Origin of the sequence: Streptomyces lucensis JCM 4490, from assembly GCF_014650035.1 — a bacterium.
Classification (GTDB): domain Bacteria; phylum Actinomycetota; class Actinomycetes; order Streptomycetales; family Streptomycetaceae; genus Streptomyces; species Streptomyces lucensis.
The window spans coordinates 90,680-113,989 of record NZ_BMUE01000012.1; the positions used below are offsets into that span (position 1 = coordinate 90,680).

General features: G+C 71.0%; 18 protein-coding genes. 11 read left to right on the forward strand and 7 right to left on the reverse strand.

Going from position 1 to position 23,310, the window contains the following annotated elements:
* From IE177_RS25085 to IE177_RS25100, 4 genes are all read left to right on the forward strand, one after another.
* Window positions 1–720, forward strand: a complete 720-nt coding sequence (locus IE177_RS25085; protein WP_190017681.1) for a YggS family pyridoxal phosphate-dependent enzyme — start codon at window positions 1–3, stop codon at window positions 718–720.
* Window positions 721–847: 127 nt separating this feature from the next.
* Window positions 848–1,489 carry a cell division protein SepF gene (locus IE177_RS25090; protein ID WP_190017682.1) on the forward strand — a complete coding sequence of 214 codons (642 nt, stop codon included), beginning with the start codon at window positions 848–850 and terminating at the stop codon, window positions 1,487–1,489.
* A gap of 60 nt (window positions 1,490–1,549) precedes the next feature.
* A complete protein-coding gene (locus tag IE177_RS25095; RefSeq protein ID WP_190017683.1) occupies window positions 1,550–1,837 on the forward strand; it encodes a YggT family protein in 288 nt (95 codons plus the stop codon).
* 52 nt (window positions 1,838–1,889) lie between these two features.
* Window positions 1,890–3,023, forward strand: coding sequence for a DivIVA domain-containing protein (locus IE177_RS25100; protein ID WP_190017684.1), 1,134 nt, complete (start codon window positions 1,890–1,892; stop codon window positions 3,021–3,023).
* Window positions 3,024–3,202: 179 nt separating this feature from the next.
* On the opposite strand, the gene ileS is transcribed toward IE177_RS25100, so the two are convergent.
* A complete protein-coding gene (gene ileS, locus IE177_RS25105) occupies window positions 3,203–6,346 on the reverse strand; it encodes an isoleucine--tRNA ligase (protein WP_190017685.1) in 3,144 nt (1,047 codons plus the stop codon).
* 602 nt (window positions 6,347–6,948) lie between these two features.
* Between ileS and IE177_RS25110 the strand changes: the two genes are divergently transcribed.
* From IE177_RS25110 to IE177_RS25130, 5 genes are all read left to right on the forward strand, one after another.
* Entirely contained in the window at window positions 6,949–8,649 is a 1,701-nt protein-coding gene (locus IE177_RS25110; protein WP_308431592.1) for a TraR/DksA C4-type zinc finger protein, read from the forward strand.
* Between the two features lie 67 nt (window positions 8,650–8,716).
* Window positions 8,717–9,343 (forward strand): signal peptidase II, encoded by a 627-nt coding sequence (gene lspA / locus IE177_RS25115; RefSeq protein WP_190017686.1) that lies wholly within the window; start codon window positions 8,717–8,719, stop codon window positions 9,341–9,343.
* Between the two features lie 91 nt (window positions 9,344–9,434).
* The gene (locus IE177_RS25120) at window positions 9,435–10,379 is read left to right on the forward strand and encodes an RluA family pseudouridine synthase (protein ID WP_190017687.1); all 945 of its coding nucleotides are present in this window, start codon (window positions 9,435–9,437) and stop codon (window positions 10,377–10,379) included.
* Window positions 10,376–10,843 (forward strand): GNAT family N-acetyltransferase, encoded by a 468-nt coding sequence (locus IE177_RS25125; RefSeq protein ID WP_190017688.1) that lies wholly within the window; start codon window positions 10,376–10,378, stop codon window positions 10,841–10,843. Before IE177_RS25120 ends, IE177_RS25125 begins: the two co-directional genes overlap by 4 nt.
* A 100-nt stretch (window positions 10,844–10,943) precedes the next feature.
* A complete protein-coding gene (locus IE177_RS25130) occupies window positions 10,944–12,530 on the forward strand; it encodes a Na+/H+ antiporter (RefSeq protein ID WP_190017689.1) in 1,587 nt (528 codons plus the stop codon).
* Window positions 12,531–12,586: 56 nt separating this feature from the next.
* Here IE177_RS25130 and IE177_RS25135 read toward each other — a convergent pair whose 3' ends face one another.
* Complete coding sequence (locus IE177_RS25135) at window positions 12,587–13,693, reverse strand: mechanosensitive ion channel family protein (RefSeq protein ID WP_190017690.1); 1,107 nt, start codon at window positions 13,691–13,693, stop codon at window positions 12,587–12,589.
* Window positions 13,694–13,797: 104 nt separating this feature from the next.
* Here IE177_RS25135 and IE177_RS25140 point away from each other — a divergent pair, with 104 nt between their 5' ends.
* Window positions 13,798–14,370 (forward strand): dienelactone hydrolase family protein, encoded by a 573-nt coding sequence (locus IE177_RS25140; RefSeq protein ID WP_190017691.1) that lies wholly within the window; start codon window positions 13,798–13,800, stop codon window positions 14,368–14,370.
* Between the two features lie 4 nt (window positions 14,371–14,374).
* On the opposite strand, the gene IE177_RS25145 is transcribed toward IE177_RS25140, so the two are convergent.
* The 4 genes from IE177_RS25145 to IE177_RS25160 all read right to left on the reverse strand — a co-directional run bounded on the left by IE177_RS25145 (window position 14,375) and on the right by IE177_RS25160 (window position 19,131).
* Entirely contained in the window at window positions 14,375–16,045 is a 1,671-nt protein-coding gene (locus IE177_RS25145; RefSeq protein ID WP_190017692.1) for an alkaline phosphatase D family protein, read from the reverse strand.
* 110 nt (window positions 16,046–16,155) lie between these two features.
* Window positions 16,156–16,974: a thioredoxin domain-containing protein gene (locus IE177_RS25150; RefSeq protein WP_190017693.1), complete on the reverse strand. Its 819-nt coding sequence runs from the start codon at window positions 16,972–16,974 to the stop codon at window positions 16,156–16,158.
* Between the two features lie 80 nt (window positions 16,975–17,054).
* On the reverse strand, window positions 17,055–17,738 hold the full coding sequence (locus IE177_RS25155) for a hypothetical protein (protein WP_190017694.1): 684 nt from the start codon (window positions 17,736–17,738) through the stop codon (window positions 17,055–17,057).
* A gap of 67 nt (window positions 17,739–17,805) precedes the next feature.
* Window positions 17,806–19,131: a DUF2252 domain-containing protein gene (locus IE177_RS25160; RefSeq protein ID WP_190017695.1), complete on the reverse strand. Its 1,326-nt coding sequence runs from the start codon at window positions 19,129–19,131 to the stop codon at window positions 17,806–17,808.
* A gap of 226 nt (window positions 19,132–19,357) precedes the next feature.
* Here IE177_RS25160 and dnaE point away from each other — a divergent pair, with 226 nt between their 5' ends.
* On the forward strand, window positions 19,358–22,897 hold the full coding sequence (gene dnaE / locus IE177_RS25165) for a DNA polymerase III subunit alpha (RefSeq protein ID WP_190017696.1): 3,540 nt from the start codon (window positions 19,358–19,360) through the stop codon (window positions 22,895–22,897).
* 71 nt (window positions 22,898–22,968) lie between these two features.
* Here dnaE and IE177_RS25170 read toward each other — a convergent pair whose 3' ends face one another.
* Window positions 22,969–23,145, reverse strand: a complete 177-nt coding sequence (locus IE177_RS25170; RefSeq protein WP_190017697.1) for a hypothetical protein — start codon at window positions 23,143–23,145, stop codon at window positions 22,969–22,971.
* Between the last annotated feature and the right edge of the window lie 165 nt (window positions 23,146–23,310).

Here is a 23,310-nt window from a genome sequence, read left to right on the forward strand (position 1 = left end):
ATGACGGACCGTAGAACCGAACTCGCCGCGAATCTGGCGAAGGTGGAGGAACGCATCACCGCCGCGTGCGCGGCGGCCGGGCGCGAGCGGGCGGAGGTGACCCTGATCGTGGTCACCAAGACCTACCCGGCGAGTGATGTGCGGATCCTGTCGGAGCTCGGTGTGCGCCACGTCGCCGAGAACCGCGACCAGGACGCGGCGCCCAAGGCGGCCGCCTGCGCCGATCTGCCGCTGACCTGGCACTTCGTCGGCCAGTTGCAGACCAACAAGGTGCGTTCCGTGGTCGGTTACGCCGGCGTCGTCCAGTCCGTCGACCGGGCCCGGCTCGTCACGGCTCTGTCGAAGGAGGCCGTGCGCGCGGAACGCGAGGTGGGCTGCCTCGTCCAGGTCGCCCTCGACGCGGACGCGAGCGGCAGGGGCGAGCGCGGGGGCGTCGCTCCCGGCGGAATCGAAGAGTTGGCCGCCCTCGTCGCCGGGTCGCCCGGGCTGCGGCTCGACGGTCTGATGACCGTCGCCCCGCTGACCGGCGAGTACGCGGGACGCGAACAGGCGGCGTTCGGACGGCTCATGGATTTGTCGACCGACCTGCGCCGAGCCCATCCGGCTGCGACCATGGTGTCCGCAGGGATGAGTGCGGACCTCGAACAGGCCGTGGCGGCCGGAGCGACACATGTGCGCGTCGGCACTGCGGTACTCGGAGTCCGCCCCAGGCTCGGGTAACGTCGCCAGGAAGTCGGACCACAGCAGAAAATATGGTCAGTGCCGCCAAGACGGGCACAACGACCACGTGGATCGCGGGCACTTGGCAGTCGTCAGCCGATCCACCACAGAGCGGAGGACTCAGAGCATGGCCGGCGCGATGCGCAAGATGGCGGTCTACCTCGGCCTCGTGGAGGACGATGGGTACGACGGCCGGGGATTCGACCCCGATGACGACTTCGAGCCCGAGCTGGACCCGGAGCCCGAGCGAGACCACCGGCGGCACGAGCCGTCGCACCAGTCGCACGGCGCACACCAGTCCCAAAGGGACGAAGAGGTGCGAATCGTGCAGCCGCCCGCGCCGCGCGAACCGGTGTCCCGTTCGGCTTCGCTCGTCGCGGAATCGGGGCGCCCGGCGCGGATCGCGCCCGTGGCGTCCATCACACAAGAACGTCAGTCCCTGGAGAAGAACGCGCCGGTGATCATGCCCAAGGTCGTGTCGGAACGAGAGCCGTACCGGATCACCACACTTCACCCACGGACCTACAACGAAGCCCGTACCATCGGGGAACACTTCCGTGAGGGCACCCCGGTGATCATGAATCTGACTGAGATGGATGACACAGACGCGAAGCGACTTGTCGACTTTGCGGCCGGTTTGGTGTTTGGTCTTCACGGCAGCATCGAGCGGGTGACGCAGAAGGTGTTCCTGTTGTCTCCTGCTAACGTCGATGTCACGGCGGAGGACAAGGCCCGCATCGCAGAGGGCGGGTTCTTCAACCAGAGCTGAGACGCAGGACCGGATCAAAGTACGTGAGAGCACGGAACAGGGGAGAGGGAAACGCAGGCCATGAGCGTGTTCGCGCAGGTGATCTACATCGCGCTGATGGTGTTCCTCGTCGTGCTGATCTTCCGGCTGGTCATGGACTACGTCTTCCAGTTCGCCCGCTCGTGGCAACCCGGCAAGGCGATGGTGGTCGTACTGGAGGCCACCTACACTGTCACCGATCCACCGCTGAAGCTTCTGCGGCGGTTCATCCCGCCGCTGCGTCTCGGGGGCGTGGCGCTCGACCTGTCCTTCTTCGTACTGATGATCATCGTCTACATCCTCATCTCGCTCACTAACCTTGCGAGATGAATGTGGACGATACGGTCTTGCCGACTGCCGATGACTACGTTGAGGTGAAGAGATGCCGTTGACCCCCGAGGACGTGCGGAACAAGCAGTTCACGACCGTCCGCCTCCGAGAAGGCTATGACGAGGACGAGGTCGATGCCTTCCTCGACGAGGTCGAAGCCGAACTGACCCGTCTGCTCCGCGAGAACGAGGACCTGCGCGCCAAGCTGGCCGCGGCCACGCGCGCTGCTGCCCAGAACCAGCAGAACATGCGCAAGCCTCCGGAGCAGGACCAGCAGCATCCTCAGCAGCAGGGCATGCGAGGTCCCGGCGCTCCGGTGCCCGCCGGAATATCGGGCCCGCCGCAGCAGCAGATGGGTGGCCCCATGGGTGGTCCGCCCCAGCTGCCGAGCGGTGCCCCGCAGCTGCCCGCCGGCCCCGGCGGTCAGGGCGGTCAGGGCGGCCCTCAGGGCCCGATGGGCCAGGGTCCGATGGGTCAGGGCCCGATGGGCGGTCAGCCGCCCATGCAGCAGCAGATGGGCGGTCCGATGGGCGGTCCGATGGGCGGCCCCATGGGCGGTCCGATGGGCGGCCCCGGTCAGGGCCCCGGTGGCGACAGCGCCGCCCGTGTCCTCTCGCTGGCCCAGCAGACCGCCGACCAGGCGATCGCCGAGGCCCGTTCCGAGGCCAACAAGATCGTCGGCGAGGCCCGCAGCCGCGCCGAGGGTCTGGAGCGTGACGCCCGTGCCAAGGCCGACGCCCTGGAGCGGGACGCGCAGGAGAAGCACCGCGTCGCCATGGGCTCCCTGGAGTCCGCGCGCGCCACGCTGGAGCGCAAGGTCGAGGACCTGCGCGGCTTCGAGCGCGAGTACCGCACGCGCCTGAAGTCGTACCTCGAGTCCCAGCTGCGCCAGCTGGAGACCCAGGCCGACGACTCCCTGGCCCCGCCGCGCACCCCGGCCACCGCGTCCCTGCCGCCGTCCCCGTCGCCCTCCATGGCACCGGCCGGCGCGAGCGCACCGTCCTACGGCGGCAACCAGGGCATGGGCGGCTCACCTGCCCCGGCGGCCCCGTCCTACGGCGGCCAGCAGCAGATGACCCCGGCCATGACCCAGCCGATGGCTCCGGTCCGTCCGCAGGGTCCGTCCCCGATGGGCCAGGCGCCCTCGCCGATGCGCGGGTTCCTGATCGACGAGGACGACAACTGACGGGTCACTGAGACCGGTACGACAACGGCGTCGGCAGCGTCCAAAAGGGCGGGCCCCCGGACTTCGGTCCGGGGGCCCGCCCTTTTTACGCGCGTTGCGGTGTCAGTGCCGGGTCGGCGCGGCACCTGTGACGCGGAAAGGCCGGCCCCCGCGGGGGCCGGCCTTTCCGCACCGGTGGGTTACGCCTTGCGCAGCCGGAACGTGAGGGACAGTCCCTCGTCGGTGAACGGCTCGCCGTAGCCGCCGTCGGCCTCACCCTGGGCGAAGTCGGTCGACAGGACCTCGTCGGCGATCAGTTCCGCGTGCTCGGTCAGGGCCGCGACGACCGCGGCGTCCGTGGAGGTCCAGCGGAGCGCGATCCGGTCGGCCACGTCCAGGCCGCTGTTCTTGCGGGCCTCCTGGATCAGCCGGATCGCGTCGCGGGCCAGACCGGCCTGCCGCAGCTCCTCGGTGATCTCCAGGTCGAGCGCGACGGTGGCGCCGGAGTCGGAGGCCACCGACCAGCCCTCGCGCGGGGTCTCGGTGATGATCACCTCGTCCGGGGCGAGGGCGATCGTCTCTCCGTCGACCTCGACGGACGCCGTGCCCTCACGCAGCGCGAGGGACAGCGCGGCGGCGTCCGCGGCGGCGACCGCCTTGGCCACGTCCTGCACCCGCTTGCCGAACCGCTTGCCCAGCGCACGGAAGTTGGCCTTGGCGGTCGTGTCCACCAGGGAGCCGCCCACCTCGGACAGCGAGGCCAGGGAGGAGACGTTCAGCTCCTCCGTGATCTGCGTGTGCAGCTCGGGGTCGAGGGAGCCGAAACCGGCCGCCGCGACCAGCGCCCGCGACAGCGGCTGCCGGGTCTTGACGCCCGACTCGGCGCGCGTGGCCCGGCCCAGCTCCACCAGCCGCCGTACCAGGACCATCTGCCGCGACAGCTCCGGGTCGATCGCCGCGAGGTCCGCCTCGGGCCAGGAGGCCAGGTGCACCGACTCCGGCGCGCCCGGGGTCACCGGCACCACCAGGTCCTGCCACACCCGCTCCGCGATGAACGGGGTGATGGGCGCCATCAGCTTCGTGACGGTCTCCAGCACCTCGTGCAGGGTGCGCAGCGCGGCCTTGTCGCCCTGCCAGAAGCGGCGGCGCGAGCGGCGGACGTACCAGTTCGACAGGTCGTCGACGAACGCGGACAGCAGCTTGCCGGCGCGCTGGGTGTCGTACGCCTCCAGCGCCTGGGTGACCTGGTCGGTGAGCGCGTGCAGTTCGGACAGCAGCCAGCGGTCGATCAGCGGGCGCTCGGCCGGGGCCGGGTCGGCGGCGCCGGGCGCCCAGTTCGACGTACGGGCGTACAGCGCCTGGAAGGCGACCGTGTTCCAGTACGTCAGCAGCGTCTTGCGGACGACCTCCTGGATGGTGCCGTGTCCGACGCGGCGGGCCGCCCACGGGGAACCGCCGGCCGCCATGAACCAGCGCACCGCGTCCGCGCCGTGCTGGTCCATGAGCGGGATCGGCTGCAGGATGTTGCCCAGGTGCTTGGACATCTTGCGGCCGTCCTCGGCGAGGATGTGACCGAGGCAGACGACGTTCTCGTACGACGACTTGTCGAAGACCAGGGTGCCGACGGCCATCAGCGTGTAGAACCAGCCGCGGGTCTGGTCGATCGCCTCGGAGATGAACTGGGCCGGGTACCGGCTCTCGAACAGCTCCTTGTTCTTGTACGGGTAGCCCCACTGCGCGAACGGCATCGAACCCGAGTCGTACCAGGCGTCGATGACCTCCGGCACGCGCGTGGCGGTCTTCCCGCAGCCGTCGTGACGGCAGGCGAAGGTGACCTCGTCGATGTACGGCCGGTGCGGGTCGAGGTCCGACTGGTCGGCGCCGGTCAGCTCGGTCAGCTCCGCCCGGGAGCCGACGCAGGTGAGATGGTCGTCCTCACAGCGCCAGATCGGCAGCGGGGTGCCCCAGTAGCGGTTGCGGGACAGCGCCCAGTCGATGTTGTTGTTCAGCCAGTCGCCGAAGCGGCCGTGCTTGACCGTCTCCGGGAACCAGTTGGTCTTCTCGTTCTCCTGGATGAGGCGGTCCTTGATCGCCGTCGTCCGGATGTACCAGGAGGGCTGCGCGTAGTAGAGCAGCGCGGTGTGGCAGCGCCAGCAGTGCGGGTAGCTGTGCTCGTACGGCAGGTGCTTGAGGAGGAGGCCGCGCTGCGCCAGGTCCTCGGTGAGCTTCTCGTCCGCCTTCTTGAAGAAGACGCCGCCGACCAGCGGCACGTCCTCCTCGAAGGTGCCGTCCGGGCGGACCGGGTTGACCACGGGCAGGCCGTAGGAGCGGCAGACCTTGAGGTCGTCCTCACCGAAGGCGGGGGACTGGTGGACCAGACCCGTACCGTCCTCGGTGGTCACGTACTCGGCGTTCACCACGTAGTGCGCCGGCTCGGTGAACTCCACGAGCTCGAAGGGGCGCCGGTACGTCCAGCGCTCCATCTCGGCGCCGGTGAACGTCTGGCCGGTGGTCACCCAGCCCTCGCCGAGTGCCTTCTCGACGAGCGGGGCGGCGACGACGAGCTTCTCCTCGCCGTCGGTGGCGACGACGTAGGTGACCTCGGGATGCGCGGCGACCGCCGTGTTGGACACCAGGGTCCAGGGGGTCGTCGTCCACACCAGCAGCGCGGCCTCGCCGGCCAGCGGGCCGGAGGTGAGGGGGAAACGGACGTACACGGACGGGTCCACGACCGTCTCGTAGCCCTGCGCCAGCTCGTGGTCGGACAGGCCGGTGCCGCAGCGCGGGCACCAGGGGGCGACACGGTGGTCCTGGACCAGCAGGCCCTTGGTGAAGATCTCCTTCAGCGACCACCAGACCGACTCGACGTACTCCGGGTCCATGGTCCGGTACGCGTCGTCCAGGTCGACCCAGTAGCCCATGCGGGTCGTCAGCTCGGCGAAGGCGTCCGTGTGGCGGGTCACCGACTCGCGGCACCTGGCGTTGAACTCGGCGATGCCGTACGCCTCGATGTCCTGCTTGCCGGAGAAGCCCAGCTCCTTCTCGACGGCCAGCTCGACGGGCAGGCCGTGGCAGTCCCAGCCGGCCTTGCGGGCCACGTGGTAGCCGCGCATGGTGCGGAAGCGCGGGAAGACGTCCTTGAAGACGCGTGCCTCGATGTGGTGGGCGCCGGGCATGCCGTTCGCGGTGGGCGGGCCCTCGTAGAACACCCACTCGGGGCGTCCCTCGGACTGCTCCAGGCTCTTGGCGAAGATCTTCTGCTCGCGCCAGAAGTCGAGCACTGCGTGCTCGAGCGCGGGCAGGTCGACCTGGGCGGGCACCTGGCGGTACGTCGGCGCTGTCATCTGCGAGCATCCTCCAACGGACTTGCTGCCTTCCGTCGGAGGGACGAGAGCCTTCGTTCCTGTCTACGCCGTGTGCGGCGCGCTCCCGCGGTACCACCCTCCTTGGCCCCCCGCCGCTCGCTGTGCGCCGGTGAGCCCCCTCATTGGGATCGCGAAGCCGGTTCTACTCGCCCCAGCCTGCTGGCTGCGGGTTTCCTCCGGCGGCTCCGGGGTGATCTTCACGTCGCGCTCGCCCCCGGGCTCACACCGTCCCCGGGTCGCTCTGGGCTGCCTACGCCGCTACTCGTCCCCATCCACGCTTTTCGCTCCGCCCAGTGTACGGCTCCGTGCGGACGGCGGCGGACCGGTTTTCCGCGGGGCGGTGCGGGGGCCGCGCGGCGGGCGGGCTGACCCGAATGGCGAGGGCGCGGGCGTCCGGCTCAGGGGAGGCGGGGCCCGGCGGATTACCCGGCGGGGAGCTGGGCACAACGGATGCAGACCCGCTGCGCGGGGGTGCGGGCGGGCGAATCGGGCGGTGTGCCCCGTTGCCGCGGGACTCAAGTCGATTTATCGTCCCAGCACGATTTGCGTGCATCATCACAATATGTGAAGGGGTCGCGGCCATGGTGGCGAAGAAGACCGCCGTACAGCAGCCGGCGACCGGCCGGTCCAGGGGCGCGGCCGCCTCGGCCGGCGAGGCCGGGGGAACGGCCGGGAGGACGCACCCGCGCGCCGACGGGACCTCGACAGGGCGGGCCGCGCCGGGGAAGACGGCGTCGGCCGGCCGGACGGCGGCGGTGAGGACGATGGCCGACAGGACGGCCGCCAGGAGCGGCACCACGAGGGCGAAGAAGACGGCGGCCGCCCCGGCGGCGGCGGACAAGGCGCAGGTGGCAGGTGCCTCGGCGGGGAAGAGGACGTCGGGAAGGACGGTGACCGGGGAGCCGGCCGCCAGGAAGGCCGCGGCGGATGAGCCGGCCGCGAAGCAGGCCGCGGCCGGCGAGACGGCGACGGGCAGCGGCGCGGCGAGGAAGCCGGCTGCCGGGAGGACCGGGGCCGGGAGGACCGGGGCCGAGGGAACGGCGGCGGGGAAGACCGCGGCGGGTGAGCCCACGGCGGACGCAGGCCCGGCGCGGGAGCGAGCTGCCAGGAGGACTGCGGTGAGGAAACCGGCTGCCGGGAGGACCGCGGCCGAGGAGACGGTGGCGGGGAAGACCGCGGCGGGTGAGCCCACGGCGGACGCAGACCCGGCGAGGGAGCCGGTGGGAGAGAAGTCCTCCGGGGAGACGGCCGTCGGCAAGGCGGCCAAGACCCCGGCCAAGAAGTCCCGGACCGGGGGGGCGGCCCCCCGGAGCACCGGCACGTCGAAGGCGGCGGCCGAGGAGCCCGCCACCGGCAAGCAGGCGGCCGCGAAGAGGACGGCGGGCGGGAAGGCCGCCGCCGAGCAGGCGCCGGAGGAGAAGAAGGCACCGGAGAAACCGCCGGCGAGGAGGACGGGCGGAAAGCGGGCCGTCGCCGAGCGGGTCGAGGAGGAGGCGGCCGCGGCGAAGGGAGCGGTGATCCGGGAAGGGACGGCAGGGAAGGCTCCGGCCGGCGTGACCGGGAGGAAACGGGCCGTCGCCGAGCGGGTCGAGGAGGAGGCGGCCGCGGCGAAGGGGGCGGTGGTCCACGAGGAGCCGGCCGGGAAGGCCCCGGCCGGGAAAGCCCGTCACGACGGGGAGCCGGGGGCGGGGGAGGCCGCCGGCGGGAAGGCGGGAGGGGCGGGCGTCTCCTCGGAGGCGGCCGCGAAGAGCACGGCCAAGAAAGCGGGCGCGGCGCGGGCCGCGAAGCAGACGGGAGCCACGACAGTGGTTGCGAAGAAGACTCCTGGCACGGCCACGGCGGCGCAGACCGCCGTCCCCAAGGCGCGGATCGCCGCGGTGGAGGCCGGCGAACTGGCGGTGCGCCCCGGCGAGGACCCCTGGACCCCGGAAGAGGTCGCGGAGGCCCGCGCGGAGCTGTCGGCCGAGGCCAAGCGGCTGACGGACGAGATCACCTCCTCCGAGACGTCCCTGGCGGGCCTGATGCGGGACTCCGGGGACGGCGCCGGGGACGACCAGGCCGACACCGGCACCAAGAACATCACCCGCGAGCACGAGCTGGCGCTGGCCGCCAACGCGCGCGAGATGCTCGTCCAGACCGAGCGCGCCCTGGAACGGCTGGACGCCGGCACCTACGGCCTGTGCGAGAACTGCGGCAATCCCATCGGGAAGGCCCGGATGCAGGCCTTCCCGAGGGCCACCCTGTGCGTGGAGTGCAAGCAGAAACAGGAACGCCGCTCCTGAGCGTGGGGGCCCGTCCGGCCGTGCCGTAGTCTCGTCCTCAGTCAGGCACCTAGGTTGAGGGACTCACGTGGCAGAGGCGGAGCGCATCATCGGTACGCCGGACACCCCGGACGACGACGGCGAGCGGACGACGGCGGCCGCGGCGCCCGACGGCGGCCCCGACGCGTCCGGCACGGGCGGGCAGGACCCGGCGCGGCGACGCGCGGGCCGCGGGCGCCGGATCGCCGTACTGTTCGCGGTGGCCGCGTTCGCCTACGCCGTCGACCTGGTCAGCAAGCTGCTCGTGGTCGCGAAACTGGAGCACCACGCCCCCGTCCGGGTCGTCGGGGACTGGCTGGAGCTGCACGCCATCCGCAACCCGGGCGCCGCCTTCGGCTTCGGCGCGGCCTTCACGATCATCTTCACCCTCATCGCCGCCGCCGTGATCCTGGTGATCATCCGCCTGGCCCGCAAGCTCTACAGCTTCCCCTGGGCGATCGCGCTGGGCCTGCTGCTCGGCGGGGCGCTCGGCAACCTCACCGACCGCATCTTCCGCGCCCCCGGGATCTTCGAGGGCGAGGTCGTGGACTTCATCGCGCCCAAGGGTTTCGCGGTGTTCAACCTCGCCGACTCGGCGATCGTCTGCGGGGGCATCCTGATCGTGCTGCTGTCGTTCCGGGGCCTGGACCCGGACGGTACGGTCCACCGGGACTGAGCACGGCCCGCCGGGACGCGCAGGGCACCGGCGCCGGGAGCCGTCCACAGGCGCGGTCGGGGCCGTCCGGGCCGTCCGGCATACTCGACGGGTGAGCACGCTTCCCGAGATCCGTACCCTGCCCGTGCCCGACGGCCTGGAGGGCGAGCGCGTCGACGCCGCCATCTCCCGCATGTTCGGCTTCTCCCGCACCAAGGCGGCGGAGCTGGCCGCGGCCGGCAAGGTCCAGGTCGACGGCACCGTGGTCGGCAAGTCCGAGCGGGTGCAGGGCGGCGCCTGGCTCGAGGTCGAGATGCCGCAGGCGCCCGCGCCGGTGCAGGTGGTCGCCGAGCCGGTCGAGGGCATGGAGATCGTGCACGACGACGACGACGTGGTCGTGATCGTCAAGCCCGTCGGCGTGGCCGCGCACCCCTCGCCGGGCTGGACCGGACCCACCGTCATCGGCGGACTCGCCGCCGCCGGCTACCGGATCTCCACCTCCGGCGCCGCCGAGCGCCAGGGCATCGTGCACCGCCTCGACGTCGGCACCTCCGGTCTGATGGTGGTCGCCAAGTCCGAGTACGCGTACACGTCGCTCAAGCGCCAGTTCAAGGAGCGCACGGTCGACAAGCGCTACCACACCCTCGTGCAGGGCCACCCGGACCCGACCAGCGGCACCATCGACGCCCCCATCGGCCGCCACCCGAACCACGACTACAAGTGGGCGGTCACGGCGGACGGCAAGCCCTCGGTGACCCACTACGACCTCATCGAGGCCTTCCGCGCGGCCTCCCTGCTGGACGTGAAGCTGGAGACCGGACGCACCCACCAGATCCGCGTCCACATGTCGGCCCACCGCCACCCCTGCGTCGGCGACCTGACCTACGGCGCCGACCCCACCCTCGCCAAGCGGCTGCGCCTGACCCGCCAGTGGCTGCACGCCGTACGGCTCGGGTTCGAGCACCCCGGCGACGGGCAGTGGGTGGAGTTCGAGTGCGACTACCCCGAGGACCTGCGCCAGGCCCTCGACCAGGTCCGCGAGGAGACCTACGCGTGAGCACGCCGTACACCGTCCGGGGCGCCGAGGACCCCGCCGACCGCGAGGCCTGCTTCGCGGTGCGCAAGGAGGTGTTCGTGGTCGAGCAGGGCGTGCCCCAGGACATCGAGTACGACGCCCACGACGCCGACGCCGTGCACGTGCTGGCCGTCCGCGAGGACGGTGTGCCGCTCGGCACCGGGAGACTGCTGACCGGCGAGGCGGCGGCCGCCAGGACGGGCGGCGACCCGGCGGTGGGCTCCCTGGGGCGGCTCGCCGTCGCCCGTCGGGCGCGCGGGCTCGGGGTCGGCGCGGCCCTGGTGCGGGCCATCGAGGACGCGGCCCGCTCGCGCGGCCTCACCGCCGTCGACCTGCACGCCCAGACCCACGCCCTGGGCTTCTACGAGCGCCTCGGCTACGAGGTGTACGGCCCCGAGTTCCCGGACGCGGGCATACCGCACCGGTCCATGCGCCGCACGCTCTAGGTGTGCTGTCCGGACAGCACACCCAGCGGGACGCGTTCCGGCCGGGCGGATGGCAGGCTGGAAGCCTGCCCTTGATCGTCGACCCGCCGGAGCGCCGTCCGTGGATCAGTTGGCTCTGTTGTTCGTCCTGTTGCTCGGGGCCCTGGTGAGCGTGCCGCTGGGGGACCGGTTCGGGGTACCGGCGCCGGTGCTGATGACGCTGCTGGGCGGCGCCCTGGCCGTGGCCGAGTTCGTGCCCAATGTCGACATCCCGCCGGAGCTGATCCTGCCGGCGCTGCTGCCGCCGCTGCTCTACGCCGCCGTGCGCCGGACCTCCTGGCGGCAGTTCGCGGCCAACAAGCGCCCGATCTTCCTGCTGGCCGTCGCCCTGGTGTTCGTCACCATGGCGTGCGTGGCGTTCGTCGCGAACGCGATCGTGCCCGGGCTGCCGATCGCCGCCGCCGTCGCGCTCGGCGCGCTGATCGCCCCGCCCGACCCGGTCGCCGCGACCAGCGTCGCCGGGCAGCTCGGGCTGCCGCGCCGCCTGGTGTCGATCCTGGAGGGCGAGGGGCTCTTCAACGACGTCACCGCCATCGTGCTGTACCACGTGGCGATCGCCGCCGCGGTGAGCGGCACGTTCTCGCCCTGGCAGGCCGGTCTGGACTTCGTGCTGTCCGCCGTGGTCGCGGTGGCCGTGGGACTGGCGCTGGGCTGGGGCGCGAACAGGCTGATGGACCTGCTGGGCGATCCGACCCTGCAGATCGGCATGACGCTGCTGGTGCCCTACGCCTCCTACGTGCTCGCGGAGAAGCTGCACGGCTCCGGGGTGCTCGCCGTGCTCACCACGGCCCTCTTCCTCGCCGAGTACGCCACCGGCGCCGACGACGTGATGGCCCGGTTCGCCGGGCACACCTTCTGGGACATCATCGACACCCTCGTCACCGGCGTCGCCTTCGGGCTCATCGGTCTGGAGCTGCACAACGCGATCCGCACGGCCCAGGGCCGGTGGGGCGAGATGCTGGGCTGGGCGGCCGCCGTCGTGGGCGTGGTGGTCGTCGTACGGCTCGTCTGGCTGCTGCCCGCCACCTGGCTGACCAAGCGGCTGCACGCCCGCCGGGACTACGACGAGGAGATCCCGGTGAGCTGGCGGGAGACCGTCGTGATGTGGTGGGCCGGTATGCGCGGGGTGGCCTCCGTGGCGCTGGCGCTGGCGGTCCCGCTCAAGACCGACGACGGGTCGCCGTTCCCCGACCGGGACGAGATCATCTTCATCGCCTTCGGTGTGATCGTCGCCACTCTGGTGCTGCAGGGACTGACGCTGCCGTGGCTGGTGAAGCGGCTCGGGGTGCGGGCCGACTCCGAGCGCGAGAAGGAGTTCGAGAAGGACCTGGCGGTACGGGCCGCCAAGGCGGCGAAGCTCAGGCTCCGGGAGATCGAGCAGGTGGAGGACCTGCCGGAGGAACTGTCCGAGCAGATGCTGCGGCGCGCCTTCGACATCGGGATCCGGATCAGCCCGGACATGGGGGAGGAGGAACGGCGCGAGGCGCAGCACCAGCGGGCCAAGCGGCTGAAGCGGGTGCGGCGCATCCAGGGCGAGATGCTGAGCGCCGCGCGGCACGAGGTGCTGGCGGCGCGCAGCGAACCCGGGGCCGATCCGGAGATCGTGGACCGGGTCCTGCGCCATCTCGACGTCCGCAGCCTGCGCTGAGCGCGCTCCGCCCGTTCCCCCTCCCCGCCCCGGCGGGGCCCGCCGGGGCGGCGCGGTCAGCCCCGGCCCGTGCGCGGGAAGTCGTAGGCCTTGCGCAGGGCCGTGCGGTCCGGGGACGGGACCCGGGTCGGGGGGAGGACCGAGTCGGACGTGTTGACCCGGGGGAGCGCGTAGGGGTGCTCCGCCGACAGCCAGGCGATCATCTGCTCGCGGACCGTCACCCGTACCGTCCAGATGTCGTCCGCGTCCTTCGCGGTGACCAGGGCGCGCACCTGGATGGTGTTCGGCGTGGTGTCCGTCACCTGCAGGCCGTAGGCGCGGCCGTCCCAGGCGGGGCACTGGCGCAGGATGTCGCGGAGCTTCTCGCGCATCGCCTCCAGCGGCGCGCTGTGGTCGAGGTGCCAGTAGACGATGCCGGTCATCTGCGGGGTGCCGCGGGACCAGTTCTCGAACGGCTTGGACGTGAAGTACGACACGGGCATGGTGATCCGCCGCTCGTCCCAGGTGCGGACCGTGAGGAAGGTCAGGGTGATCTCCTCGACCGTGCCCCACTCGCCGTCCACCACCACCGTGTCGCCGATGCGCACCATGTCCCCGAAGGCGATCTGCAGCCCCGCGAACATGTTGGACAGGGTCGACTGGGCGGCGACACCGGCCACGATGCCGAGGATGCCGGCGGAGGCCAGCAGCGAGGCGCCGGCGGCGCGCATCGCCGGGAAGGTGAGCAGCATCGTGGCGATCGCCACCACGATGACGATCGCGGACACCACCCGCATGATCAGCTCGACCTGCGTGCGCACCCGGCGGACCCGGGCCGCGTCCCGGTGGGCGCGGGCGTAGCGGCTGTAGGAGGTCTCGACGATCGCCGCGGCGATCCGGATCACCAGCCAGGCGGCGGAGCCGATCAGCACCAGCGTCAGGGTGCGTCCGAGGGCGGACTGGTGCCTCTCCAGCAGCTGCGCCTGGTCGTAGGAGCCTCTCAGCAGCGCGGCGCACAGGACGAGCTGGTAGGGGATGCGGCCCCGCCGCAGCAGCTCCCACAGCGGGGTGTCGGGGTTGCGTTCGTCGGCCTTGCGCAGCAGCCGGTCGGTCACCCAGCCGATGGCCAGGGTGAGCAGGACCGAGCTGCCGATCACGATCAGGGGGCGGAGTACGTTCTCCATGCCTCCGCTCCTAACCGCCGCTCCGCGGGGACGAACATGTGAGTTCCGCGCGTTCGTGGGTAGGGCGGGGCCTCGCCGTCGTACCCGGCTGGCACCATGGCCTCATGAACATCATGCTCTTTCACTCGACCTACGGGCTCCGGCCCGCGGTGCGCGAGGCCGCGGACCGGCTGCGCGCGGCGGGCCACGAGGTGTGGACGCCGGACCTCTTCGAGGGGCGCACGTTCGGCACCGTCGAGGAGGGCATGGCGTACAAGGAGGAGCTGGGCAAGGAGGAGCTGCTCAAGCGGGCCGTGCTGGCGGCGGCGCCGTACTCGGACCGCGGGCTGGTGTACGCCGGGTTCTCGCTCGGCGCCTCGGTCGCCCAGACCCTCGCCCTCGGCGACGACAGGGCGCGCGGGCTGCTGCTCCTGCACGGCACCTCGGACATCGCGCCGAACGCGGAGGCGGAGGAGCTGCCGGTGCAGCTGCACGTGGCCGAGCCCGACCCGTTCGAGACGGACGACTGGCTCAGCGCCTGGTACCTGCAGATGAGCCGGACCGGCGCCGACGTGGAGGTCTACCGCTACGCCGGGGCCGGCCACCTCTACACCGACCCCGGGCTGCCGGACTACGACGCGGAGGCCGCCGAGGCCACCTGGCGGGTGGCACTCGGCTTCCTGGAGACGCTCGGCTGAGCGGTCACACCGGGTCGTAGGTCCGCTCGATCTTCTGTGTTCCGCTGCGGGTGCGGTACGAACGCGCCCAGGTGGAGGTCGCGTCGGCGCTGGTGCGGTCGGACAGGACGTAGTAGTCCATCTGCGCGCGGTCGGCGGTGATGTCCAGGACGCCGTAGCCGTGCCGGTCGGTGTCCACCCAGTGGACGTGCCGGTTGGCGGCCTTGATGACGGGTGCGGCGACCGCCGAGACCGTGCCCTCGGGGACCTTGACGATGTCGTCGAGGTTGTCGGAGGTCACCGAGGTCACGACGAACTCGGTGGCCGCCGACGCCGACAGCGGGTAGGTGCCCGCGTCCACCGGCACGTCGTTGGCCCACGCCATGTGGATGTCACCGGTCAGGAAGACGGTGTTGCCGATGGCGTTGGCGCGCAGGTGGTCCAGCACCTCGCGGCGGTCGTCGGTGTAGCCGTCCCACTGGTCGGTGTTGGCGGCTATCCCCTCCTGCGGCAGCCCGAGCAGCTTGGCCAGCGGCTTGAACAGATCGGCGGAGAGCGAGCCGAAGGAGAACGGCGAGATCATCACCGAGTTGCCGACCAGCCGCCACTTGGTGTCGGAGGCCTTCAGCCCCGCCTTCAGCCAGTCGAGCTGGGCCCGGCCGGTGATCGTGCGGTCGGGGTCGTCCACCGAGCCGCTGGCCGTGCCGGCCTGCTGGGAGCGGAAGGAACGCAGGTCCAGCAGGGACAGGTCGGCGAGCTTGCCGAAGCGCAGCCGGCGGTAGGTGGTGCCGGCGATCGCCGGGCGGACCGGCATCCATTCGAAGTAGGCCTGCTTCGCGGCGGCCTGACGGGACGCCCAGGCGCCCTCGGCGCCCTCGGTGTGGTTGACCGCGCCGCCCGACCAGGCGTTGTCGGCGAACTCGTGGTCGTCCCAGATCGCGATGACCGGCGCCTTCAGGTGCAGCGCCCGCAGATCGGGGTCCGTCTTGTACTTCGCGTGCCGGATGCGGTAGTCGGCGAGGGTGAGGATCTCGTTCGCCGGCGCGTGCGGCCGTACGACCTTGCCGCGCGCCGCGTACTCGCCGGACTTGTACTCGTAGACGTAGTCGCCGAGGTGCAGCCAGGCGTCCAGGTCGTTGCGGGCCGCGAGGTGGCGGTAGGCGGAGAAGTAGCCGGCCTCCCAGTTGGCGCAGGAGACCACGCCGAAGCGCAGACCGCTCACCGCCGCGTCCGCCGCCGGCGCGGTGCGGGTGCGCGCGACCGGGGAGTCGGCGCCGCCGGCCGAGAAGCGGAACCAGTAGTCGGTGGCCGGCTCCAGGCCCCGGACGTCGGCCTTCACGGTGTGGTCGGAGGCGGCCGTGGCGGTGGTGGACCCCTTGGCCACGACGCTGGTGAACGTCTTGTCCCTGGCGACGACCCAGCTCACCTCGGTGTCCGGGCCGAGGCCGGAGCCCGGCGTCGCCTCCGGGGTGGGGGTAACCCGGGTCCACAGCAGGATGCCGTCGGGCAGCGGGTCGCCGGAGGCGACGCCGTGCAGGAAGGCGGGGGCCTGGCCGGTCGCGTGCGCCGGAAGGGTGGCGGCGAGCGGGCCGGCCAGGACAGCCGTCGCCGCCGCGGCCTTGACGACCGTACGGCGGCGGGGCATGGGGGAGTTGAGGCCCTGTGAGGCCGTGGATGATCTGTATCGACTGGTCACGGACGATCAGGTTACTGATCGGTATGCGCGAGAGCGGGCGAACTCCGAAAGTTCGCCCGCTCTTCACGAGATGGCCCGAGTCCGAGGACCCGTCAGCCCCCGCGCGGCCGTCAGCCCTTGAGGGCCGCGTCCACCGTCCTGTTGAAGTCGGCCACCGACATCGGCGGGTTGCCCTTGGCGTCGACGACGAGCTTCTTGCCGTCCATGACGAAGCTCGGGGTGCCCTGCACACCGTCCTTGTTCTCGTCGAACGCCTTGGACATGGCCACCGCCCAGGCGTCGTACGTGCCCTTCTTCACGGCGTCCTGGAACCCGGCGTTGCTCTTCAGCGCGGGGACGGTGGCGGCGATCTTGAGGAGGTAGCCGTCGTTGCTCAGCTTGTCGTCCAGCTCCTCGGGGTGCCACTTCGCCGCGTAGAGCGCGCTCTTGTACTCGAGGAACGCCTCCGGGCTGACGTCGAGCGCCGCCCCCAGGGCGCCCAGCGCGTTCTTGGACCCCTCGCCGCCGAACTTGTCGTCGAGGAACGTCGCGCCGACGAACTGGATCTTGAACTTGCCGTCGTCGACGTCCTTCTTCACGGTCGGACCGACGGCCTGCTCGAACTGCGCGCACACCGGGCAGCGCGGGTCCTCGTAGACCTTCAGCGTCTTCTTGGCGGTGTCCTTGCCGATGACGACCGTGGTGCCGTCCTTGCCGGTGGTGTTGGCAGGGGCGGTGACCCTGGCGTCCTTCAGGCCCTCCCAGTAGGCGGGCTTGTTGCCCTGGACGACGGCGTAGCCGATGCCGCCGGCCGCGGCCAGCACGGCCACCACCGAGCCGGCCACGATGACCTGCCGCCTGGCCTTGTCACGCTTGGCCTGCCGCTCGCGCTCCTGCCGCAGCCGCTCCCGGGCCGCCGTCTTCGCCGACTGGCTGTTCCGCTTGCTCATCTTGGTGATCTCCATAGGGGACGCGCACACGTCGTACGCGGGATACGTGTGGGGGACTGGTCGTGCTCAGACGCCGTCGCTCACGCGAAGGCGGGGGAGCACGGCGGTCCACGCCGTCCCAGGGAGTGCACGAGGATCCGGTCGCGGGCGTCGGCGGGCCGCGGGGCCGGGCGCACCGGCCGGCGGGCCGGGGACGGCCGTACCCGGCCGGCGGCCACCGCCAGCAGCAGCGGCCGGAACGTGGCGGCGGCGACCGCGCGGAGCAACTGGGTCAGGGCCCGCTCGCCCCGGCGCAGCCAGGCCGCGGCCAGCAGGCCGACGCCGACGTGCGCGGCGAGCAGCAGCCAGGCGGCCGCCGGACCGGCGTGCGCCAGGACGCCGGCGTCGTGGCCCGCTGCCCCGGTCATCCGGGCCAGCGGGGCGCCGACGGCGCCGCCCTGGCACAGCACGTCGAGGCCGACCGCGCGCAGCGGGCCCGCGACCGGGCCGCCCGCCGGGCCGTAGCAGGCGTGCTGGCCGGTGGTGAACACCGTGTCGGCGGCCAGCTCCAGCGGGACCAGCAGGGCCGCGATCCGGGCGAAACCGCGCTCGCGGCCCGCCAGCGCGTACGCGGTGACGAACACCGCGGCGGTGACGACGGCCACGGTGGCCGCCGGCAGCGGGGCCCGGGACAGCAGGACGTGCGACGCGGTGCTGAGCGTCACGACGAAGGCCGTGAACAGCGCCGCGCGCACGGCCCTGAGCTGAGTCCCGGACATGTCCATAGCGAGAGGAGAGTCTGTCACGTGGGCGGGTAAGGGACCCCTAAAGGATGCCTGTGAGTACCGAAGCTCACAGCCCCGGGATCCGGCCGTTCCGGAACAGGTCGAGGAAGATCTGGTGATCGGCTCGGGCGCGTGCGCCGTAGGCGTGCGCGAAGTCCACCAGGAGCGGGGCGAAGCCCTCCTCGTCGGCCGCGAGCGCCGCGTCGATGGCCCGCTCGGTGGAGAACGGCACCAGGGACTCGCCGGAGGTGTCGTCGGCCGCGGCGTGCATGGTGGCGGTGGCCCGGCCCAGGTCGGCGACGACGGCCGCGATCTCCTCCGGGTCGTCGATGTCGCCCCAGTCCAGGTCGACCGCGTACGGCGAGACCTCGGCGACCAGCTGGCCGGCGCCGTCCAGCTCGGTCCAGCCCAGCCACGGGTCGGCGTGCGCCTGCAGGGCGCGCTGGGAGATCACCGTGCGGTGGCCCTCGTGCTGGAAGTACTCCGCGATGGCCGGGTCCGTGATGTGCCGGGAGACGGCCGGGGTCTGCGCCTGCTTGATGTAGATCACGACGTCGTTCTCCAGCGCGTCGCTGTGGCCCTCCAGCAGGATGTTGTACGACGGCAGGCCCGCCGAGCCGATGCCGATGCCGCGGCGGCCCACGACGTCCTTCACCCGGTAGGAGTCCGGGCGGGCCAGCGAGGAGTCCGGCAGCGTCTCCAGGTAGCCGTCGAAGGCGGCCAGCACCTTGTAGCGGGTGGCGGCGTCCAGCTCGATGGAGCCGCCGCCCGGCGCGAACCGGCGCTCGAAGTCGCGGATCTCGGTCATCGACTCCAGCAGCCCGAAGCGGGTCAGCGAGCGGGCGTCGCGCAGCGCGTCCAGCAGCGGACCCTGCGCGGTGTCCAGCGTGAACGGCGGCACCTCGTCGCTCTTGGCGCCCGTGGCCAGGGCGTGGACGCGCTCGCGGTAGGCCGCGGCGTAGACGGTCACCAACTCGGTGATCTGCTCGTCGCTGAGCGCCTTCGCGTAGCCGATGAGCGCGATGGAGGCGGCGAAGCGCTTCAGGTCCCAGGTGAACGGGCCGACGTAGGCCTCGTCGAAGTCGTTGACGTTGAAGACCAGGCGCCCGTTGGAGTCCATGTAGGTGCCGAAGTTCTCCGCGTGCAGATCGCCGTGGATCCACACGCGCGAGGTGCGCTCGTCCAGGTACGGGCCGCCGCGCTTGTCGGCGTCGAGGTCGTGGTAGAAGAGGCACGCCGTGCCCCGGTAGAACGCGAACGCCGAGGCCGCCATCTTCCGGAACTTCACCCGGAACGCGGCCGGGTCGGCGGCCAGGAGCCGGCCGAAGGCGGTGTCGAAGACGGCGAGGATCTCCTCGCCGCGCTGCTCGTCGTTGAGCTGGGGGACCGACATCGCGGGGTGCCTCCTGGTGCGGGACGGGTGGTGCGTATGGGTGCGTGTACGGGTGCGACAGCGCTTCCGCCGTCTTCAACGGGCGACGCCACGCGGGAGTGCCCGGTTCCCGGACGAAGGTACGCCGGGATGCCCCGCGCGTGTCACTGCCCGGGCATAGACTTCGACGCTGACCCCCAGACTGTCCGCCAGCCTGTCGCCGAGAGTTTCCGTTGGAGGCCGAACCGTGTCGAAGCCGCCGTTCACGCACCTGCACGTCCACACCCAGTACTCGCTGCTGGACGGTGCCGCGCGGCTGAAGGACATGTTCAACGCCTGCAACGAGATGGGCATGACGCACATCGCCATGTCCGACCACGGCAACCTGCACGGGGCGTACGACTTCTTCCATTCCGCGAAGAAGGCCGGAATCACCCCGATCATCGGCATCGAGGCGTATGTCGCCCCCGAGTCCCGGCGCAACAAACGCAAGATCCTCTGGGGCCAGCCGCACCAGAAGCGGGACGACATCTCCGGTTCCGGCGGTTACACCCACAAGACGATGTGGGCCGTGAACCGGACCGGTCTGCACAACCTCTTCCGGCTCTCCTCCGACGCCTACGCCGAGGGCTGGCTGCAGAAGTGGCCCCGCATGGACAAGGAGACCATCTCCCAGTGGTCGGAGGGCATCGTCGCCTCCACCGGCTGCCCCTCGGGCGAGGTGCAGACCCGGCTCCGCCTCGGCCACTTCGACGAGGCCCTGAAGGCCGCCGCCGACTACCAGGACATCTTCGGCAAGGACCGGTACTTCCTGGAGCTGATGGACCACGGCATCGAGATCGAGCGCCGGGTCCGCGACGGCCTGCTGGAGATCGGCAAGAAGCTCGGCATCCCCCCGCTGGTCACCAACGACTCGCACTACACGTACGCGCACGAGGCCGGCGCCCACGACGCCCTGCTGTGCATCCAGACCGGCAAGAACCTCTCCGACCCCGACCGCTTCAAGTTCGACGGCACCGGCTACTACCTGAAGTCCACGGACGAGATGTACGCCATCGACTCCTCGGACGCCTGGCAGGAGGGCTGCGCCAACACCCTCCTCGTCGCCGAGATGGTCGACACCACCGGCATGTTCGAGAAGCGCGACCTCATGCCGAAGTTCGACATCCCCGAGGGGTACACCGAGGTCACCTGGTTCAAGGAGGAGGTCCGCCGCGGCATGGAGCGCCGCTACCCCGGCGGCGTCCCCGAGGACCGGCAGAAGCAGGCCGACTACGAGATGGACACCATCATCTCGATGGGCTTCCCCGGCTACTTCCTCGTCGTCGCCGACTTCATCATGTGGGCCAAGAAGCAGGGCATCGCGGTCGGCCCCGGCCGCGGCTCCGCGGCCGGCTCGATCGTCGCCTACGCCATGGGCATCACCGACCTCGACCCGATCCCGCACGGCCTGATCTTCGAGCGGTTCCTCAACCCCGAGCGCATCTCGATGCCCGATGTCGACATCGACTTCGACGAGCGCAGGCGCGTCGAGGTGATCCGGTACGTGACCGAGAAGTACGGCGCCGACAAGGTCGCCATGATCGGCACCTACGGCACCATCAAGGCCAAGAACGCGATCAAGGACTCCGCGCGCGTGCTGGGCTACCCGTACGCGATGGGCGACCGCATCACCAAGGCCATGCCCGCCGACGTCCTCGGCAAGGGCATCCCGCTGTCCGGCATCACCGACCCGACCCACCCGCGCTACAGCGAGGCCGGCGAGGTCCGCGGGATGTACGAGAACGAACCGGACGTGAAGAAGGTCATCGACACCGCGCGCGGCGTGGAGGGCCTGGTCCGGCAGATGGGTGTGCACGCCGCCGGCGTGATCATGTCCAGTGAGACCATCACCGAGCACGTCCCGGTCTGGGTCAGGCACACCGACGGCGTGACCATCACGCAGTGGGACTATCCGAGCTGCGAGTCGCTCGGCCTGCTGAAGATGGACTTCCTCGGCCTGCGCAACCTGACGATCATGGACGACGCGGTCAAGATGGTGAAGGCCAACAAGGGCCTCGACATCGACCTGCTGTCCCTCCCGCTGGACGACCCCACGACCTTCGACCTGCTCCAGCGTGGTGACACCCTCGGCGTCTTCCAGTTCGACGGCGGCCCCATGCGCTCGCTGCTGCGGCTGATGAAGCCCGACAACTTCGAGGACATCTCCGCCGTGTCGGCCCTGTACCGGCCGGGCCCGATGGGCATGAACTCCCACACGAACTACGCCCTGCGCAAGAACGGGCAGCAGGAGATCACGCCGATCCACCCCGAGCTGGAGGAGCCGCTCAGGGAGGTCCTGGACGTCACCTACGGCCTGATCGTCTACCAGGAGCAGGTGCAGAAGGCCGCCCAGATCATCGCGGGCTACTCGCTCGGCGAGGCCGACATCCTCCGCCGCGTGATGGGCAAGAAGAAGCCCGAGGAGCTGGAGAAGAACTTCGTCATCTTCCAGGCCGGCGCCCGCAAGAACAACTACAGCGACGAGGCGATCCAGGCGCTGTGGGACGTGCTGGTCCCCTTCGCCGGCTACGCGTTCAACAAGGCGCACTCCGCCGCGTACGGCCTGGTGTCGTACTGGACCGCCTACCTGAAGGCGAACCACCCCGCCGAGTACATGGCCGCCCTGCTGACCTCCGTCAAGGACGACAAGGACAAGTCGGCGGTCTACCTCAACGAGTGCCGCCGCATGGGCATCCGGGTGCTCCCGCCGAACGTCAACGAGTCCGAGGCCAACTTCGCCGCCCAGGGCGACGACGTGATCCTCTTCGGCCTCTCAGCCGTCCGCAACGTCGGCACCAACGTCGTCGAGTCGATCATCAAGTGCCGCAAGGCCAAGGGCAAGTACGCCTCCTTCCCCGACTACCTCGACAAGGTCGAGGCCGTGGTCTGCAACAAGCGCACCACCGAATCGCTGATCAAGGCCGGCGCCTTCGACGAGATGGGGCACACCCGCAAGGGCCTCACGGCGCAGTACGAACCGATGATCGACAACGTGGTCGCGGTCAAGCGCAAGGAGGCCGAGGGCCAGTTCGACCTCTTCGGCGGCATGGGCGAGGAGACCAGCAGCGAGCCCGGCTTCGGACTCGACGTCCAGTTCGGCGACGACGAGTGGGACAAGACGTACCTGCTCGCCCAGGAGCGGGAGATGCTCGGCCTCTACGTCTCCGACCACCCCCTCTTCGGCCTGGAGCACGTGCTGTCCGACAAGGCCGACGCGGGCATCTCGCAGCTCACCGGCGGTGAGCACGCCGACGGCGCGGTCGTCACCATCGGCGGCATCATCTCCGGCCTGCAGCGCAAGATGACCAAGCAGGGCAACGCCTGGGCGATCGCCACCGTCGAGGACCTGGCCGGCTCCATCGAGTGCATGTTCTTCCCGGCCAGCTACCAGCTGGTGTCGACCCAACTGGTCGAGGACGCCGTGGTGTTCGTCAAGGGCCGCCTCGACAAGCGCGAGGACGTGCCCCGGCTGGTCGCGATGGAGCTGATGGTCCCGGACCTGTCCAACGCGGGCACCAACGCGCCGGTGGTCCTCACCATCCCGGCCACCAGGGTCACCCCGCCGATGGTCAGCCGCCTCGGCGAGATCCTCAGCCACCACAAGGGCGACAGCGAGGTCCGCATCAGGCTCCAGGGCCCGCGCAAGACCACCGTGCTGCGCCTGGACCGGCACCGGGTCAAGCCCGACCCGGCCCTCTTCGGCGACCTGAAGGTGCTGCTCGGCCCGTCCTGCCTGGCGGGCTGAGCGGATGACACGCGAAGGGGCGCACCCACGGCGGGTGCGCCCCTTCTGTGTGCCTGGGCTTCAACTGCCCTTTAGTTGTGGCCGAAGCGCTGCTGCTTCTTACGAGCACCATCCGCCGGGCCGCCCGGTACGCCCGCCATCGAGGACTCGTGCTCCTCCGACGGCCGCTGCGCGCGCTCGTGCGCCTGACCGGGCTGCGAAGCGCGGTTCTGCGGGCCACCCTGCTTGCGGTTCTTGTTCTTGGCCATGGTGATCTGCCTCCTGTGGGGGATCTAGGGGCCAGGGCCGGGACCAGATTCACATACGCTGACATCAGGCGCATGTCGGATAATTACCGTGTGTGACAGGGATGGTGGGCGAGCGGGCAGCCGCAAACGCCACGCCGAAGATCGAGTTCGGGCCGTGAACCCCCG

Excerpts from the sequence above, each read along its gene's own strand:
- IE177_RS25170 (WP_190017697.1), bottom strand. The coding sequence starts at position 23,145 with ATGGCCAAGAACAAGAACCGCAAGCAGGGTGGCCCGCAGAACCGCGCT.
- IE177_RS25100 (WP_190017684.1), top strand. The coding sequence starts at position 1,890 with ATGCCGTTGACCCCCGAGGACGTGCGGAACAAGCAGTTCACGACCGTC.
- IE177_RS25085 (WP_190017681.1), top strand. The coding sequence starts at position 1 with ATGACGGACCGTAGAACCGAACTCGCCGCGAATCTGGCGAAGGTGGAG.
- IE177_RS25095 (WP_190017683.1), top strand. The coding sequence starts at position 1,550 with ATGAGCGTGTTCGCGCAGGTGATCTACATCGCGCTGATGGTGTTCCTC.
- IE177_RS25155 (WP_190017694.1), bottom strand. The coding sequence starts at position 17,738 with ATGGACATGTCCGGGACTCAGCTCAGGGCCGTGCGCGCGGCGCTGTTC.
- IE177_RS25090 (WP_190017682.1), top strand. The coding sequence starts at position 848 with ATGGCCGGCGCGATGCGCAAGATGGCGGTCTACCTCGGCCTCGTGGAG.
- IE177_RS25110 (WP_308431592.1), top strand. The coding sequence starts at position 6,949 with ATGGTGGCGAAGAAGACCGCCGTACAGCAGCCGGCGACCGGCCGGTCC.
- IE177_RS25150 (WP_190017693.1), bottom strand. The coding sequence starts at position 16,974 with ATGAGCAAGCGGAACAGCCAGTCGGCGAAGACGGCGGCCCGGGAGCGG.
- IE177_RS25140 (WP_190017691.1), top strand. The coding sequence starts at position 13,798 with ATGAACATCATGCTCTTTCACTCGACCTACGGGCTCCGGCCCGCGGTG.
- IE177_RS25135 (WP_190017690.1), bottom strand. The coding sequence starts at position 13,693 with ATGGAGAACGTACTCCGCCCCCTGATCGTGATCGGCAGCTCGGTCCTG.
- IE177_RS25160 (WP_190017695.1), bottom strand. The coding sequence starts at position 19,131 with ATGTCGGTCCCCCAGCTCAACGACGAGCAGCGCGGCGAGGAGATCCTC.
- ileS (WP_190017685.1), bottom strand. The coding sequence starts at position 6,346 with ATGACAGCGCCGACGTACCGCCAGGTGCCCGCCCAGGTCGACCTGCCC.